Origin of the sequence: Streptomyces sp. NPDC005728 (genome assembly GCF_040630895.1) — a bacterium.
In the GTDB taxonomy this organism is placed as follows: Bacteria; Actinomycetota; Actinomycetes; order Streptomycetales; family Streptomycetaceae; genus Streptomyces.
Genome location: NZ_JBEXYL010000010.1, coordinates 1 through 14,393, shown reverse-complemented (window position 1 = coordinate 14,393; position 14,393 = coordinate 1). Strand labels below are relative to the sequence as shown.

Sequence of the window (14,393 nt, the reverse complement as noted above, 5' to 3'; positions counted from 1 at the left end):
TCCGCCGGACAGGCGGAGCTCCGGACAGGACCTGTCCGCCAGAAGGCGCTCCGGGCGGGACCCGATCCGCCGGACAGGCGCTAGCGGGCTTCCGCCGGATCCGCCGGATGCGGTGCCACCAGGGGAAGCTGCGACGCCAGTCGCTGTTCGCACAGCTCGACCAGGCGGTCGTAGCCGGCCTTGCCCATCAGCTCGGTCAGCTCGGCCCGGTAGGAGACGTACACCGGGTCGCCCGCGCCGTGCGCCGAGGTCGCCGACGTGCACCACCAGTGCAGGTCATGGCCGCCCGGACCCCAGCCCCGGCGGTCGTACTCGCCGATCGACACCTGCAGCACGCGCGTGTCGTCGGGCCGGTCGATCCAGTCGTACGTCCGCCGGATCGGCAGCTGCCAGCACACGTCCGGCTTGGTCTCCAGCGGCTCCCGCCCCTCCTTCAGGGCCAGGATGTGCAGCGAGCAGCCCGCGCCGCCGGCGAACCCGGGGCGGTTCTGGAAGATGCACGAGCCCTGGAAGGGCCGGGTCTGCCGGGACCCCTCGTCGTCCTCGGAGATCCAGCCGTCGCGTGTGCCCTCGGCGTGGTGCTGCCAGATCTCCGGGGTGAGCCTCGCCACGTGCTCGGCGACCCGCTTCTCGTCGTCCTCGTCGGAGAAGTGGGCGCCCAGCGTGCAGCACCCGTCGTCGGCGCGGCCCGCCTGGATGCCCTGGCAGCCGCTGCCGAAGATGCAGTTCCAGCGCGAGGTCAGCCAGGTCAGATCGCAGCGGAAGATCTGCTCGTCGTCCGCCGGATCAGGGAACTCCACCCATGCGCGCGCGAAGTCGAGCCCCTTCTCGTCGCTCGGCTTCTGGGCCTTCCGGGGGCTCTTGGCGGATTTCGCACCCTTTTCTGCCTTGGCAGCTTTGTCGGGTTTCGCCTTCTTCGTCTTTGGCACGCGTCCAGAGTAAGTGGCCGAGGGCCGATCGGGGGACCGAGGACTGTGGTTCTGGCAGTAGCGTTCCGTACATGAGACTCGGTGTCCTGGACGTGGGTTCGAACACGGTGCATCTGCTGGTGGTGGACGCTCACCCCGGCGCGCGCCCGCTGCCCGCGCATTCGCACAAGGCCGAACTGCGGCTCGCCCAACTGCTCGACGACAGCGGCTCCATCGGTGACGACGGTGTCCAGAAACTGATCGCCGTCGTGCGCGATGCGCTCCAGGCCGCCGAGGACAAGGGCGTGGAGGACCTGCTGCCGTTCGCTACCTCCGCGGTCCGCGAGGCCACCAACGCCGACGACGTCCTCGCGCGCGTGGAGGAGGAGACCGGCGTACGACTCCAGGTCCTCACGGGCCCGGAGGAGGCCCGGCTCACCTTCCTCGCCGTCCGCCGCTGGTACGGCTGGTCCGCCGGAAAACTGCTGGTCCTGGACATCGGCGGCGGCTCCCTGGAGATCGCCTACGGCATCGACGAGGAGCCGGACACCGCCGTCTCCCTGCCGCTCGGCGCCGGCCGCCTCACCGCCGGATGGCTGCCCGGCGACCCGCCCGACGCCGACGCCGTCCGCGCCCTGCGCCGCCACGTCCGCGCGCAGATCGCCCGGACCGTCGGTGAATTCAGCCGCTTCGGCGCCCCCGACCACGTGGTCGCCACCTCCAAGACCTTCAAGCAGCTGGCCCGCATCGCCGGCGCCGCCCGCAGTGCCGACGGCCTCTACGTCCAGCGCGAACTCAAGCGCGAGTCCCTGGAGGCCTGGGTCCCGCGTCTGTCCGGCATGTCCGCGGACCAGCGCTCCGAACTCCCCGGCGTCTCGGAGGGCAGGGCGGGCCAGCTCCTGGCGGGCGCCCTGGTGGCCGAGGGCGCGATGGACCTGTTCGGCGTGGAGAGCCTGGAAGTCTGCCCGTGGGCCCTGCGCGAGGGCGTGATCCTCCGGCGCCTCGACCACATGGGAAGCGCCTAGGCACGCCGGAGCGGGGCCTGTATCGGCAGGGGCGGGGGCCGTGTCGACATGCGGCTCCGCCGCGTGGGTGCGACCGGCCACCCCGCACCCGCAAATGACGCATCTCACAACGGCGAACAGGCACCCCACGCCCTCACCACTCCACCCCGTAAGGTGACGGACGTGGTTGAAGCAAGGGACGTGCCCGTGAGCGTCGCGCTGTCCACGGCCTCCGTCTACCCGGAGTCGACGGCGACGGCCTTCGAGATCGCCGCGCGCCTCGGGTACGACGGCGTCGAGGTCATGGTGTGGACCGACCCCGTCAGCCAGGACATCGAGGCCCTGCGCCGTCTGTCCGACTACCACGGCATCCCGATCCTGGCCGTTCACGCCCCCTGTCTGCTGATCACCCAGCGGGTCTGGTCCACCGACCCCTGGATCAAGCTCCAGCGAGCCCGGGCGGCTGCCGAGAAGCTGGGCGCCGACACCGTCGTCGTGCACCCGCCCTTTCGCTGGCAGCGGCAGTACGCCCGCGACTTCGTCTCCGGGATCTGGCGGATGGCGCACGAGACGGACGTCCGGTTCGCCGTCGAGAACATGTACCCGTGGCGCTACCGCGACCGCGAGATGCTGGCCTACGCGCCCGAGTGGGACGTCACCAAGGACGACTACCGGCACTTCACGGTCGATCTCAGCCACACGGCCACGGCCCGCACGGACGCGCTGCACATGGTCGACCGCATGGGCGACCGCCTCGGCCACGTCCACCTCGCCGACGGCCGCGGCTCGGCCAAGGACGAGCACCTGGTCCCCGGCCGCGGCACCCAGCCCTGCGCCGAGCTGCTGGAGCGCCTCGTGCTCACCGGTTTCGACGGCCATGTCGTCATCGAGGTCAACACCCGGCGGGCGATGTCCAGCGCCGAGCGCGAGGCCGACCTCGCCGAGGCCCTGGCCTTCACCCGCCAGCACCTGACCTCCGCCGTGAAGGTGCCGCGGCGATGACCGGGACGACCTCACGCCGAAGGGGACGGCCGCCGCGCGCCGAGTCCGCCGACACCCGCGACCGCATCCTCGGCGCGGCCCGCGAGGAGTTCTCCGAACGCGGGTACGAGAAGACGTCCGTACGCGGTATCGCCAAGGCCGCCGGGGTCGACTCCGCGCTCGTCCACCACTACTTCGGCACCAAGGAACAGGTCTTCGAGGCGGCCATCGAGGTCGCCTTCGCACCCGCGCTCGACGCGCCGAACGCGCTGGCCGAAGGCCCGCTGGAGGGGGTGGGGGAGCGGCTGACCCGCTTCGTCCTCGGCGTCTGGGAGAACCCCACGACCCGTGCGCCCCTCCTCGCGATCCTCAGGTCCGCCGTCAACAACGAGACGGCCGCCGCAGTCTTTCGCCGGCTCGTCGCCACCCAGCTGCTGCGCCGCGTCGCCGCCCAGCTGGACCTGCCGGACGCGGAGCTGCGCGCCGAGCTGGCGGCCGCGCAGCTGGTGGGCGCGGCGATGATGCGCTACGTGATCAAGCTGGAGCCGCTGGCCTCGGCGGACCTGGAGCAGATCGTCGCGCGGGTGGCACCGGTGGTGCAGGGGCATCTGACGCAGCCCTGACAGCTGCGCCCGTGGAACACGCGTCCCGCATTCCGGACATCCTTGTCCAGCCCTTGGAGGGGCGGCGTACGCTCGTAGGGAGTCAGAACTCTCTGTCAGAACTCCCTGGCAGATGGTCTTCGAAGGAGCGAGCGACGATGCCCGAGCTGAGGTCCCGCACAGTCACCCACGGCCGCAACATGGCGGGCGCCCGCGCCCTTATGCGCGCCTCCGGTGTACCCGGTGCGGACATCGGCCGGAAGCCGATCATCGCGGTCGCGAACTCCTTCACGGAGTTCGTGCCGGGCCACACCCACCTCCAGCCGGTCGGCCGCATCGTGAGCGAGGCGATCAGGGAGGCGGGCGGCATCCCGCGCGAGTTCAACACGATCGCCGTGGACGACGGCATCGCGATGGGCCACGGCGGCATGCTGTACTCCCTGCCCTCCCGCGACCTGATCGCGGACAGCGTGGAGTACATGGTGGAGGCCCACTGCGCCGACGCCATGGTCTGCATCTCCAACTGCGACAAGATCACCCCGGGCATGCTGATGGCGGCCCTGCGCCTGAACATCCCGACGGTCTTCGTCTCCGGCGGCCCCATGGAGTCCGGCCGCGCCACGCTGGTCGACGGCACGGTCCGCACCCTCGACCTGGTCGACGCGATCTCCGACGCCGTCAACGACAAGATCTCGGACGAGGACATCCTCCGGATCGAGGAGAACGCCTGCCCGACCTGCGGCAGCTGTTCCGGCATGTTCACCGCCAACTCGATGAACTGCCTGACCGAGGCCATGGGCCTCTCCCTCCCCGGCAACGGCTCGGTCCTCGCCACCCACACGGCCCGCCGCGCGCTCTACGAGAACGCTGCCCACACGGTCATGGACCTGACCCGCCGCTACTACGAGCAGGACGACGACACGGTCCTGCCGCTCAACATCGCCACCTTCGCGGCCTTCGAGAACGCCATGGCGCTCGACATCGCCATGGGCGGCTCCACGAACACGATCCTGCACCTGCTGGCCGCGGCCCAGGAGGCGGGCGTCCCGTTCGGCCTGGAGCAGATCGACGCCGTCTCCCGCCGCGTCCCCTGCCTGGCCAAGGTCGCGCCCAACGTCGCGAAGAACCGCACGTACTACATGGAGGACGTGCACCGCGCCGGCGGCATTCCCGCCCTCCTCGGCGAACTGCACCGCGCCGGCCTGCTCAACGAGGACGTGCACGCGGTCCACAGCCCCTCCCTGGACGACTGGCTGAAGACCTGGGACGTCCGCGGCGGCTCCCCGTCCCCCGAGGCCGTCGAACTGTGGCACGCGGCCCCCGGCTGCGTCCGCTCCGCCGAGGCCTTCTCCCAGTCCGAGCGCTGGGAGGCCCTGGACGAGGACGCCGAGGACGGCTGCATCCGCAGCGCCGAGCACGCCTACTCCAAGGACGGCGGCCTCGCGGTCCTCAGGGGCAACCTGGCCGTGGACGGCTGTGTGGTGAAGACCGCGGGCGTCGACGAGTCCATCTGGACCTTCGAGGGCCCGGCCGTGGTCTGCGAGTCCCAGGAGGAGGCCGTCCAGCGGATCCTCACCCAGGAGGTCAAGGACGGCGACGTCGTCGTCATCCGCTACGAGGGCCCCAAGGGCGGCCCAGGCATGCAGGAGATGCTCTACCCGACCTCGTACCTGAAGGGCCGCGGCCTGGGCAAGAGCTGCGCCCTGATCACCGACGGCCGCTTCTCCGGCGGCACGTCCGGCCTCTCCATCGGCCACGCGTCCCCCGAGGCGGCCTCCGGCGGCACGATCGCCCTGGTCCAGGACGGTGACCGGATCCGCATCGACATCCCGAACCGCACGATCGAGCTGCTGGTCGACGAGGCGGAGCTGGCCCGCCGCGAGCAGGCCCTGGGCGGGGTCTTCGCCCCGAAGGACCGTGACCGGAAGGTGTCGGCGGCGCTGCGGGCCTATGCGGCGATGGCGACGAGCGCGGACAAGGGCGCGGTGCGCGACGTGAGCAAGCTGGGCTGAGCGGATCTTCGAGCGGGGCCGCCTCCGGTCGGGGACGGCCCCGTTCCGCTGCCCCGCGTGCCTGCCTCCCCAGGCCCCCTCACCAGGCGGACGGATCCCGTCCGTCGAGGGTGAAGACCGTGCCGTCGGGGGCGGTGGCGTAGACGCGGCCGTGGCTGAGCAGCGGTGCGGAGGGTGCCCCCATCACCTGGGTGGCCTGTGCGCCCAGGCGTGCCCGGGTCTGCCCGACGAGCGTTCCGCCGCGCGCGTCGACGGCGAGGAGCCGTCCGTCGCTCGCGGTGAAGAACACGTGCCGGCCGTCCGTGACGGGCGCCGAACCTCGGCTCACCGACGTCTCCAGACGCCACGGAAGGCGCTGGTCCGACATGTCCACGGCCTGGAGCAGGCCACCGGCGGCCAGGAGGTAGACCATGTCCCCGCGCACGGTGGCCTGAGCACCGTCCAGGGCCACCGGGAGGTCCACCCGGTGCGAGGACCGGGTCCCGGGAGTGAAACGGACGACCGCCTTCGCCGTGCCGTAGACCCGGTCGACGGAGAGGAAGAAGACGGCACCGTCCCCGGAACCGACGGGCTTCATGGTCCCGCTCAGCCGCTCCTGCCACCGTACGTGTCCGGTTTCCGGATCCACCGCGGTCACGAGCGTCTGCGACCCGTCGCCTGAGGTGCTGGTCGCGTAGGCCAGCGGATCGCCCGGGAAGGCGGCGAAGACCGGCCTGGCCTGCCCGCTGATCGGATGGCTCCACCGGGTCCCGCCCGTCGCGCCGTCCAGCGCGGTCACGGTTCCGTCGGCGCCCGTGAGCAGAGCCGTAGCCCCGACATACCGCACCATCGTGCCCGCCGGTAGTACCCGGTTCCAGACCGCCTCGCCCGAGGCGGGCCTGAGCGCGGCCAGCCGCGAACCCCCGCTGGTGTAGGGCTGCACCAGGCCGGCCGAGAGAACCGGCGCCCCGCTCATGGCCTGCAGGGCGACCGAACGCTGCCACAGCCGGGTGCCGTCGGCGGGGGAGAGCGCGTAGACCGCGCCGGACTGCACACAGAGCAACTTTCCGTCCCCGTAGGAGCATTGGGGCATTCCGCTGCTCTCGGGGGCGGCCTTCACGGCCCAGGGCCTGGCGGTCTGCGCGGTCGGCGTCCCGGACGGCGCAGGCGCGGGGTCGCCGCCGATGAACGGCAGCGACGCCAACCCGCCGACCAGGACGAGGCCGAGCGCTCCCGCACCCAGAACCGCCTTCCTGCCCATGCGCCTCCGCGCCGCCGGCGGTGCGTCCTCGGCGCGGGGCTCAGGGGCGGACACCTCACCCGTGCGCTGCGCCGGTATGAACGCCTGCGTGTCGTACGAGGCCGCCACCGACCGCAGTTCCCGCATCAGCTCGTCCGGAGTCGGCCGCTCCTCGGGTTCCTTGGCGAGACAGCGCAGCACCAACGGCGCCAGGCTCTCCGGCACCCCGGTCAGATCGGGCTCGTCGTGCACCACCTGGTAGGCGACGACGTACGGACTGTCGGAATCGAACGGGCCGCGGCCGGTCGCCGCGTGCACCAGCACCGAGCCGAGGGCGAAGATGTCCGCCGCCGGCCCCACCTCCCGCGGCCGCCGGAACTGCTCGGGCGCCATGAACGGCGGTGTGCCGATCAGCTTGCCCGTCTCGGTCCGCAGTTCGCTGTCCTTCGGCCGGGAGATGCCGAAGTCGATGACCTTCGGCCCGTCATCGGCGAGCAGCACGTTGCTCGGCTTGAGATCCCGGTGCACCACGCCCACCCGGTGGATGTCGCGCAACGCCTCGGCGAGCCCCGCCATCAGCCGACGCAACTGCGCGGCCGGCATCGGTCCGTTCCGCTTCACATGCTCGGAGAGCGTCGGACCAGGAATGAACAGCGTGGCCATCCACGGCCGTTCGGCCTCCGGATCGGCATCCACGACCGGCGCCGTGAAGGCACCGCTCACCCTCCGCGCGGCCGCCACCTCCTGCCGGAAACGGCCCCTGAACTCGGGATCCCGGGCGAATTCGGCGTGCACGACCTTCACCGCGAGCTTCATCCCCGAGGTGCTCCGCGCCAGGTGTACGACGCCCATGCCGCCCGAACCCAGACACGACTCCAGACAGTAGTGACCGGCGTATTCGGGAAGTTCCGCTTCCGCGCCCGCTCCGGTGCTGCGCTGTGGCGCCATGGACCAACCCCCGTGCTGTTCGACCGCGCGCGCGACGCACGGAGCCTAGTCGATGACTCGTACGAGACAGAGGCGGCTTGCTAACCTCCGCGTGCGAGTCGCGCACAGGTGTTTCGTGGCTCGATTCAGGGGAATCAACGAGGCCCCATGGCAGCCATGGGGTCACCGGGGGGAGACACGTCATGTCTGTCGAGCGCGTCGAAGAGCTGGGGAACACCGACGCCGCGGAGGCCGCGGTGGCAACGGAGGCCGTGCGCTACTACTCGGTCGCCCCGGGCGTCCGGCTGAACGTCCGCAGCGGCCCCGGCACCGACTACAACATCGTCCGGGTCCTGCCCTACGGCGCCAAGGTCCCGATCTACTGCCAGACGCCGGGCACGGCGGTGGCGGGCCCGTACGGGACGTCGAAGATCTGGGACAACATCAACAACGGAGAGTACGTCGCGGACGCCTACGTACAGACGGGCGCCGACGGTTACATCGCCGCGCGCTGCGGCTGAACGCCACGGCCGACCCGACGAGGAGCCCGTCACCGCCCGGCGCCATAATCGTCCCGTGAGCGACGAAACCGGCACCCCGGACACCCCGGCGGGCTCCGCGGGCGGCGCGGCCCCGAGCGGCGGTCCCCGCCCCGAGCCCCTCCGCTTCTTCGGCACGTCCTGGGTGAACCACGACAACGGGTACGCGGCCCGCCGGGCCGGCGTGGCCGTCGGCTCCCTCGCCGCGGCCGCGGTCTCCTGCCTGGTCCTGAACTTCGCCTACGAGGGCATCCGGATCGCCGACACCGGCGCCTTCGTGATCGTGCTGGTCGTCGCCATGTTCGCGATCTGCAGCGCGCTCGCCTTCCGCAACACCTGGGAGGGCTTCGGCAAGCGCCAGGACCCCCAGCGCCAGGCCTCCCTGCGCGGCCTGCTCGCGATCGGCTTCGTCGGCTCCCTGCTCGCCTACTTCTTCCGCTCCCTCACCGAGGCCCCGGGCGAGAAACTGCACCGCACGGAGTACGACAAGTCCCGCGAGGAGTACGACCGCCGGTCCTCCCGACGGACCGGCAACCCCTCGAAGAAGAAGCGGCACCGGTAGCCCGCAGCGGTCAGTAGTACCGGCTCATGATCGCCGTGGCCCACTCGGGCTGACTGGTCTCACCTTGCGGCCCGAATTCCGCCATGTACGGCTTGATGTCCAGCACCGGCGTCCCGTCCACGGCATCAAGTCCCGCGACCTGCACGTCCAGCCCGTCCACCCGCAGCACGCGGCAGCGCGAGACGCCGATCCGGTTGGGCCGGTTCTTGCCGCGCTGGGCGAAGATGCCGACCTTCGGCCAGTCGGTGTTGCCGCGCGGGTGCCGGGCCCCGGTCTCGATCTTCTCCTCCGGCACCCGGTCGAAGTGATAGACGACCTCCAGGTGGGAGAAGGAGTCCAGCCCGGCCAGCGCCTCCGCCGTGAACCGGTCGCCGTCGATGCGGATCACCGAGCGGACCTCCCCCCACTCGTCGTCCCGTACGTCCGCCCGCCCGCCGACCACCCGGCCGACCGGATACGCGATCACCGCGTCCCCGATGTCCCCGCCCTGCTCGGCCATGGCTCCCACCCTTCGCCAACACACCGGTGATCCAGTGAACTCGGGCCACGCTATCCGTGCCGCCCGGCGGCCGGTGCCCTGTCCCGTATATCCGCTGTCGCCGGCCCTGCCGCGTCAGCACCATGGCCTGGTGACCACAACACAACCGCCCTCGCCCGCCGCCCGTGCCCACTCCTTCAACGCCGCCGCGGCCCAGTACGCCGCGAACCGCCCCTCCTACCCGGCCGCCCTCTTCGACACCGTCGAGGAGCTGTCCGGCCGGCCGCTCTCCGGCGCACGAGTCGTGGACGTCGGCGCCGGGACCGGAATTGCGACCACCCTGCTGGCCGCCCGCGGCGCCGACGTCCTCGCGGTCGAGCCCGGTGACGGCATGGCCGCCGAGTTCCGCCGCGCACTGCCGCACATCCCGATCGTGCGGGGCAACGGCAACGCCCTCCCCGTCGCCGACGGCCAGGTCGACTTCCTCACCTACGCCCAGGCCTGGCACTGGACCGACCCGGCGCACTCGGTGCCGGAGGCACTGCGCGTGCTGCGGCCGGGCGGTGCGCTGGCGCTGTGGTGGAACGCCGACGCGCTCGACGTCGAGTGGATCGCCGAGTCGGCCGACCGCATCTACCGCTTCTTCGGCATCGACACCGCCGCCGAGAAGCGCAGGGCCGGTGACCGCACCGATCTCGCCGATCCCAGCGGCCGCCTCCGCTTCACCCGCCGCGAGGTTCGCTGGAGCCGGCGCATCCCGATCGACACCCACCTCGCCAACATCGGCAGCCACTCGGGCTTCCTGGTCACTCCCGAGGAGCGCAGGAACGCGTTCCTGGAGGAGGAGCGCGGCCATGTGCTGAAGGTCTTCCCGGACGGCATGGTCGAGGAGACGTACGACGTGCTCCTGCTCGTCGCGACCAAGCCCTGACCCCACGCCTCCCCAGCAGCGGCGGCCCGGTTTCCTCCCGGGCCGCCGTTTGCGTGTACGGCGCAGCGGCCCCCACCACTTGACGGCGCCGAGCTGCCGGACTAATTATTCATCGCATGATGAATTATGTGTCCGACCCACCCCGACCACCGGCACCGCACGCCGTCCACGCCCAGGACCTCACCGTCGTCCGCGGCCCCCGCACCGTCCTCCACCACCTCGGCTTCACCGTCCCCCGCGGCCAGATCACCGGCCTCCTCGGCCCCTCCGGATGCGGCAAGTCGACCCTGATGCGCTCGATCGTCGGCACCCAGGCCAAGGTCACCGGCACCCTCGAAGTCCTCGGCCGCCCCGCCGGCCACCCCACCCTGCGCAGCCGCATCGGCTACGTGACCCAGGCCCCCTCCGTCTACGACGACCTGACCGTCCGCCAGAACCTCGACTACTTCGCCGCGATCCTCGACCCCGGCCTCCCCCACGCTCGAATGCGCTCGCGCGGGGGGACCCCCATCGCCGCCGAACGCCGCCAGGACGTCGAACGCGTCCTCACCGACGTCGACCTCACCAGTCACGCCGACGCCCTCGCCGGCAACCTCTCCGGTGGCCAGCGCAGCCGCGTCTCCCTCGCCGTCGCCCTCCTCGGCGCCCCCGAACTCCTCGTCCTCGACGAACCGACCGTCGGCCTCGACCCCGTCCTGCGCCGCGACCTGTGGAACCTCTTCCACGACCTCGCGACCACCCGCGGCGCCACCCTTCTCGTCTCCTCCCACGTCATGGACGAGGCCGAGCGCTGCCACCGTCTCCTCCTCATGCGCGACGGCCGGATCCTCGCCGACGACACCCCGGACGCCCTCCGCACCCGCACCGGCACCGACACCGTCGAGGCCGCCTTCCTCCGCCTCGTGGACGAGGCCGCCGCCGCGGACCGCACCAAGGAGACGACCCGATGAGCACGACGACACACACCGCCCCCGCCGCACCCACCAGCGCCCTGAACGCCGCCCGCACCACCGCCACGGCGGCCCGCGTACTACGCCAGCTCCGCCACGACCCGAGAACCATCGCGCTGCTGATCCTCATCCCCTGCCTGATGCTGATCCTGCTGCGCTACGTCTTCGACGCCAGCCCGCGCACCTTCGACAACATCGGCGCATCCCTGCTCGGCATCTTCCCGCTGATCACGATGTTCCTGGTGACCTCCATCGCCACCCTGCGCGAACGCACCTCGGGCACCCTCGAACGCCTCCTCGCCATGCCCCTCGGCAAAGCCGACCTCATCGCCGGCTACGCCCTCGCCTTCGGCGCCCTCGCCATCGTCCAGTCGGCCCTCGCCACCGGACTCGCCGTCTGGCTCCTCGGCCTGGACGTCACCGGCTCTCCCTGGCTGCTCCTGCTCGTCGCCCTCCTCGACGCCCTGCTCGGCACAGCCCTCGGACTCTTCGTCTCGGCCTTCGCGGCCTCGGAATTCCAGGCGGTCCAGTTCATGCCCGCGGTGATCTTTCCCCAGCTCCTCCTCTGCGGCCTCTTCACTCCCCGCTCCGCCATGCACCCCGCACTCGAAGCCATCTCCGACGTCCTTCCGATGTCGTACGCCGTCGACGGCATGAACCAGGTCCTCCACCACACGGACATGACGGCCACCTTCGTGCGGGACGTCCTGATCGTGGCGGGCTGCGCCCTGCTGGTGCTGGGACTGGGGGCCGCGACACTGCGCCGACGGACCGCGTAGGCGACGTTCCGCCCACCGGACAACCCACCCGCCACCCTCCGCACCGGTGCGAAACTGAACCGCATGAGCCAGAAAGTCGCAGTCCTCGGCACCGGCAAGATCGGCGAAGCCCTGCTCAGCGGAATGATCCGGGCCGGCTGGGCCCCGGCGGACCTCCTCGTCACCGCCCGCCGCCCGGAACGCGCCGAAGAACTCCGCACCCGCTACGGAGTCACCCCGGTCCCCAACGCCGAGGCCGCCAAGACCGCCGACACCCTGATCCTCACGGTCAAGCCGCAGGACATGGGCACCCTCCTGGACGAACTCGCCCCGCACGTCCCCGCCGACCGCCTGGTCATCAGCGGAGCCGCCGGCATCCCCACCTCCTTCTTCGAGGAGCGCCTCGTCCCAGGCACCCCGGTCGTCCGCGTCATGACGAACACCCCCGCCCTCGTCGACGAGGCCATGTCCGTCATCTCCGCCGGCAGCCACGCCACCGCCGACCACCTCGCCACCGCCGAGGAGATCTTCGGTGCGGTCGGCAAGACCCTCCGCGTCCCCGAGAGCCAGCAGGACGCCTGCACCGCCCTGTCCGGCTCCGGCCCGGCGTACTTCTTCTACCTGGTCGAGGCCATGACCGATGCCGGCATCCTGCTCGGCCTGCCCCGCGACAAGGCCCACGACCTCATCGTCCAGTCCGCCATCGGCGCCGCAGTGATGCTGCGCGACAGCGGCGAGCACCCCGTCAAGCTCCGTGAGAACGTCACCTCCCCGGCCGGTACGACGATCAACGCCATCCGCGAACTGGAGAACCACGGAGTGCGCGCGGCCCTCATCGCCGCCCTCGAAGCCGCCCGCGACCGAAGCCGCGAACTCGCCTCCGGCAACAAGGACTGAATCCCACAGCACCCGAAGGCGGCGGGTCACCCCGCCGCCTTGTGGCTAGAGGGCGGCGCGCGACGCAGGCTCCGACACGGGCGGCAGCAGCCCGATCGCCCGATAAGCGGTATCGACGGTCGGCCGGGCCATCGCCCTGGCCTTCTCCGCACCGTCCCGCAGCACCCCCTCCACATATGCAGGCTCCGCGCACAACTCCCTGTGCCTGGCCTGCACGGGCCGGAGAACCTCCACCACGGCCTCCGCGGTGTCCTTCTTCAGGGCCCCGTACGACTCGTACACACCGGCGAGGGCCTCCGGGTTCCCACCCGTGCACGCGGCGAGGATCGCCAGCAGATTCGCGACCCCCGGCCGCGCCTCCCGGTCGTACTCCACCTCCCGCCCGCTGTCGGTCACGGCCCGCATGACCTTCCTGCGCACCGTGTCCGGCTCGTCCAGCAGATAGACGATCCCCGGCCCCGAGTCGTCGGACTTCCCCATCTTCGCCGTCGGGTCCTGGAGGTTCATCACCCGAGCGGCCGCCGCCGAACGAGTGGTCTTCGGCACCACGAACGTGTGCCCGTACCGCTGGTTGAACCGAACCGCCAGATCCCGCGTCAGCTCGACGTGCTGCGTCTGGTCGTCCCCGACCGGCACCTCGTCCGTCCCGTACGCCAGGATGTCCGCCGCCATCAGCGCCGGATACGTCAGCAGCGACAGCCGCACGCTCCCGCCGCGTTCCCGCTCCCGCACGGACTTCTCCTTGTACTGGATCATCCGCCGCATCTCGCCGTCGGTCGCCACGCACTCCAGCAGGTACGACAGCCGCGTGTGCTCGTCTACATGGCTCTGCAGGAACACCGTGCACAACTCCGGGTCGAGCCCCGACGCCAGCAGCAGCGTCGCCGCCTGCCGGCTGAGCCTGCGCACCCGCGCCGGATCGTGGTCCACGGTCAGCGCGTGCAGATCGACGATGCAGAACAGCGCGTCCGACCGGTGCTGGTCCACCTCGACCCAGCGCCGCACGGCCCCCAGGTAGTTCCCGAGGGTCAGGTGCCCGGTCGGCTTGATCCCGCTGAAGACCCGCGTCATCTCCACTCCACCTCCTGGTCGAGCCGCCGTCCCGGTGGGCCGGCCCCCGGAGTTCTGGAGGAGATACGAGAACGGCCGCCGAGGCGGCGGCCGTTGAGTGCATACGTGTGTACGGCCGCCGGTCAGGCGGCCCACCACTGCTGGGCACACGTACGCGTAGTCACGCCTGCAAGAGTACGCGCCCCGACGGAGCCCGAGGAGACGAGTTGACACGCCCCGACCCGATACGTAGTGTTCTCCGAGTTGTCCGACGTGAGCGCCGACTCCGGTCGGTCCCCGGACAGCCATTCCGCAAGTACCAGCCACTCCCCGACGCTTCGGCGCCGAGTGCTTTGGTGTGCGTAATTACGGAATGAGGAATCCGCGTTCGAAAGGACGCAGCCCCGATTAGCTCGGGAGCCAGGAATCCGCTAAAGTCTCACTCGTCGGAACGGCCCAGCGGCCGGGAAGACAAACCCCGCTGACTGGGGGTCAGGCCCGAAAGGATCTGATAGAGTCGGAACCGCCGGAAAGGGAAACGCGAAAGCGAGAACCTGGAAAGCACCGAGGAAATC

General features: G+C 71.1%; 14 protein-coding genes. 10 read left to right on the top strand and 4 right to left on the bottom strand.

All coding sequences use genetic code 11. The features are described from left to right. Positions 1-80 precede the first annotated feature (80 nt). On the bottom strand, positions 81-929 hold the full coding sequence (locus tag ABZ471_RS09875) for a hypothetical protein (RefSeq protein ID WP_359064361.1): 849 nt from the start codon (positions 927-929) through the stop codon (positions 81-83). 71 nt (positions 930-1,000) lie between these two features. On the opposite strand from ABZ471_RS09875, the gene ABZ471_RS09870 reads away from it, so the two are divergent. The 4 genes from ABZ471_RS09870 (at position 1,001) to ilvD (ending at position 5,507) form a co-directional block, all read left to right on the top strand. Next, positions 1,001-1,933 carry a Ppx/GppA phosphatase family protein gene (locus ABZ471_RS09870; protein ID WP_359064359.1) on the top strand — a complete coding sequence of 311 codons (933 nt, stop codon included), beginning with the start codon at positions 1,001-1,003 and terminating at the stop codon, positions 1,931-1,933. 162 nt (positions 1,934-2,095) lie between these two features. Then, positions 2,096-2,914, top strand: coding sequence for a sugar phosphate isomerase/epimerase (locus tag ABZ471_RS09865; protein ID WP_359064357.1), 819 nt, complete (start codon positions 2,096-2,098; stop codon positions 2,912-2,914). Continuing rightward, positions 2,911-3,516 (top strand): TetR family transcriptional regulator, encoded by a 606-nt coding sequence (locus ABZ471_RS09860; protein WP_359064355.1) that lies wholly within the window; start codon positions 2,911-2,913, stop codon positions 3,514-3,516. Before ABZ471_RS09865 ends, ABZ471_RS09860 begins: the two co-directional genes overlap by 4 nt. A gap of 137 nt (positions 3,517-3,653) precedes the next feature. Further along, on the top strand, positions 3,654-5,507 hold the full coding sequence (gene ilvD / locus ABZ471_RS09855; RefSeq protein WP_359064353.1) for a dihydroxy-acid dehydratase: 1,854 nt from the start codon (positions 3,654-3,656) through the stop codon (positions 5,505-5,507). Between the two features lie 79 nt (positions 5,508-5,586). Here the strand turns inward: ilvD and ABZ471_RS09850 are convergent, their stop codons facing one another. Then, on the bottom strand, positions 5,587-7,674 hold the full coding sequence (locus ABZ471_RS09850; RefSeq protein WP_359064351.1) for a serine/threonine-protein kinase: 2,088 nt from the start codon (positions 7,672-7,674) through the stop codon (positions 5,587-5,589). 182 nt (positions 7,675-7,856) lie between these two features. On the opposite strand from ABZ471_RS09850, the gene ABZ471_RS09845 reads away from it, so the two are divergent. Further along, a complete protein-coding gene (locus ABZ471_RS09845; RefSeq protein WP_359064349.1) occupies positions 7,857-8,174 on the top strand; it encodes an SH3 domain-containing protein in 318 nt (105 codons plus the stop codon). 55 nt (positions 8,175-8,229) lie between these two features. Then, positions 8,230-8,754 (top strand): EamA/RhaT family transporter, encoded by a 525-nt coding sequence (locus ABZ471_RS09840; RefSeq protein WP_359064347.1) that lies wholly within the window; start codon positions 8,230-8,232, stop codon positions 8,752-8,754. Positions 8,755-8,764: 10 nt separating this feature from the next. On the opposite strand, the gene ABZ471_RS09835 is transcribed toward ABZ471_RS09840, so the two are convergent. Further along, entirely contained in the window at positions 8,765-9,253 is a 489-nt protein-coding gene (locus ABZ471_RS09835; RefSeq protein ID WP_359064345.1) for an SAM-dependent methyltransferase, read from the bottom strand. Between the two features lie 130 nt (positions 9,254-9,383). On the opposite strand from ABZ471_RS09835, the gene ABZ471_RS09830 reads away from it, so the two are divergent. The 4 genes from ABZ471_RS09830 to proC all read left to right on the top strand — a co-directional run bounded on the left by ABZ471_RS09830 (position 9,384) and on the right by proC (position 12,768). Continuing rightward, complete coding sequence (locus tag ABZ471_RS09830; protein ID WP_359064343.1) at positions 9,384-10,163, top strand: class I SAM-dependent methyltransferase; 780 nt, start codon at positions 9,384-9,386, stop codon at positions 10,161-10,163. A 116-nt stretch (positions 10,164-10,279) separates the two neighbouring features. Continuing rightward, positions 10,280-11,113, top strand: coding sequence for an ABC transporter ATP-binding protein (locus tag ABZ471_RS09825; protein WP_359064341.1), 834 nt, complete (start codon positions 10,280-10,282; stop codon positions 11,111-11,113). Then, positions 11,110-11,892 (top strand): ABC transporter permease, encoded by a 783-nt coding sequence (locus ABZ471_RS09820; protein ID WP_359064339.1) that lies wholly within the window; start codon positions 11,110-11,112, stop codon positions 11,890-11,892. Before ABZ471_RS09825 ends, ABZ471_RS09820 begins: the two co-directional genes overlap by 4 nt. A gap of 63 nt (positions 11,893-11,955) precedes the next feature. Continuing rightward, on the top strand, positions 11,956-12,768 hold the full coding sequence (gene proC / locus ABZ471_RS09815; protein WP_359064337.1) for a pyrroline-5-carboxylate reductase: 813 nt from the start codon (positions 11,956-11,958) through the stop codon (positions 12,766-12,768). A 45-nt stretch (positions 12,769-12,813) separates the two neighbouring features. On the opposite strand, the gene trpS is transcribed toward proC, so the two are convergent. Continuing rightward, a complete protein-coding gene (gene trpS / locus ABZ471_RS09810; RefSeq protein WP_359064335.1) occupies positions 12,814-13,839 on the bottom strand; it encodes a tryptophan--tRNA ligase in 1,026 nt (341 codons plus the stop codon). Positions 13,840-14,393 lie beyond the last annotated feature (554 nt).

What these genes read in the sequence shown, in the direction of transcription:
- trpS (WP_359064335.1), bottom strand. Translation starts at nt 13,839, where the DNA reads ATGACGCGGGTCTTCAGCGGGATCAAGCCGACCGGGCACCTGACCCTC.
- ilvD (WP_359064353.1), top strand. Translation starts at nt 3,654, where the DNA reads ATGCCCGAGCTGAGGTCCCGCACAGTCACCCACGGCCGCAACATGGCG.
- ABZ471_RS09835 (WP_359064345.1), bottom strand. Translation starts at nt 9,253, where the DNA reads ATGGCCGAGCAGGGCGGGGACATCGGGGACGCGGTGATCGCGTATCCG.
- proC (WP_359064337.1), top strand. Translation starts at nt 11,956, where the DNA reads ATGAGCCAGAAAGTCGCAGTCCTCGGCACCGGCAAGATCGGCGAAGCC.
- ABZ471_RS09825 (WP_359064341.1), top strand. Translation starts at nt 10,280, where the DNA reads ATGATGAATTATGTGTCCGACCCACCCCGACCACCGGCACCGCACGCC.
- ABZ471_RS09850 (WP_359064351.1), bottom strand. Translation starts at nt 7,674, where the DNA reads ATGGCGCCACAGCGCAGCACCGGAGCGGGCGCGGAAGCGGAACTTCCC.
- ABZ471_RS09820 (WP_359064339.1), top strand. Translation starts at nt 11,110, where the DNA reads ATGAGCACGACGACACACACCGCCCCCGCCGCACCCACCAGCGCCCTG.
- ABZ471_RS09845 (WP_359064349.1), top strand. Translation starts at nt 7,857, where the DNA reads ATGTCTGTCGAGCGCGTCGAAGAGCTGGGGAACACCGACGCCGCGGAG.
- ABZ471_RS09860 (WP_359064355.1), top strand. Translation starts at nt 2,911, where the DNA reads ATGACCGGGACGACCTCACGCCGAAGGGGACGGCCGCCGCGCGCCGAG.
- ABZ471_RS09870 (WP_359064359.1), top strand. Translation starts at nt 1,001, where the DNA reads ATGAGACTCGGTGTCCTGGACGTGGGTTCGAACACGGTGCATCTGCTG.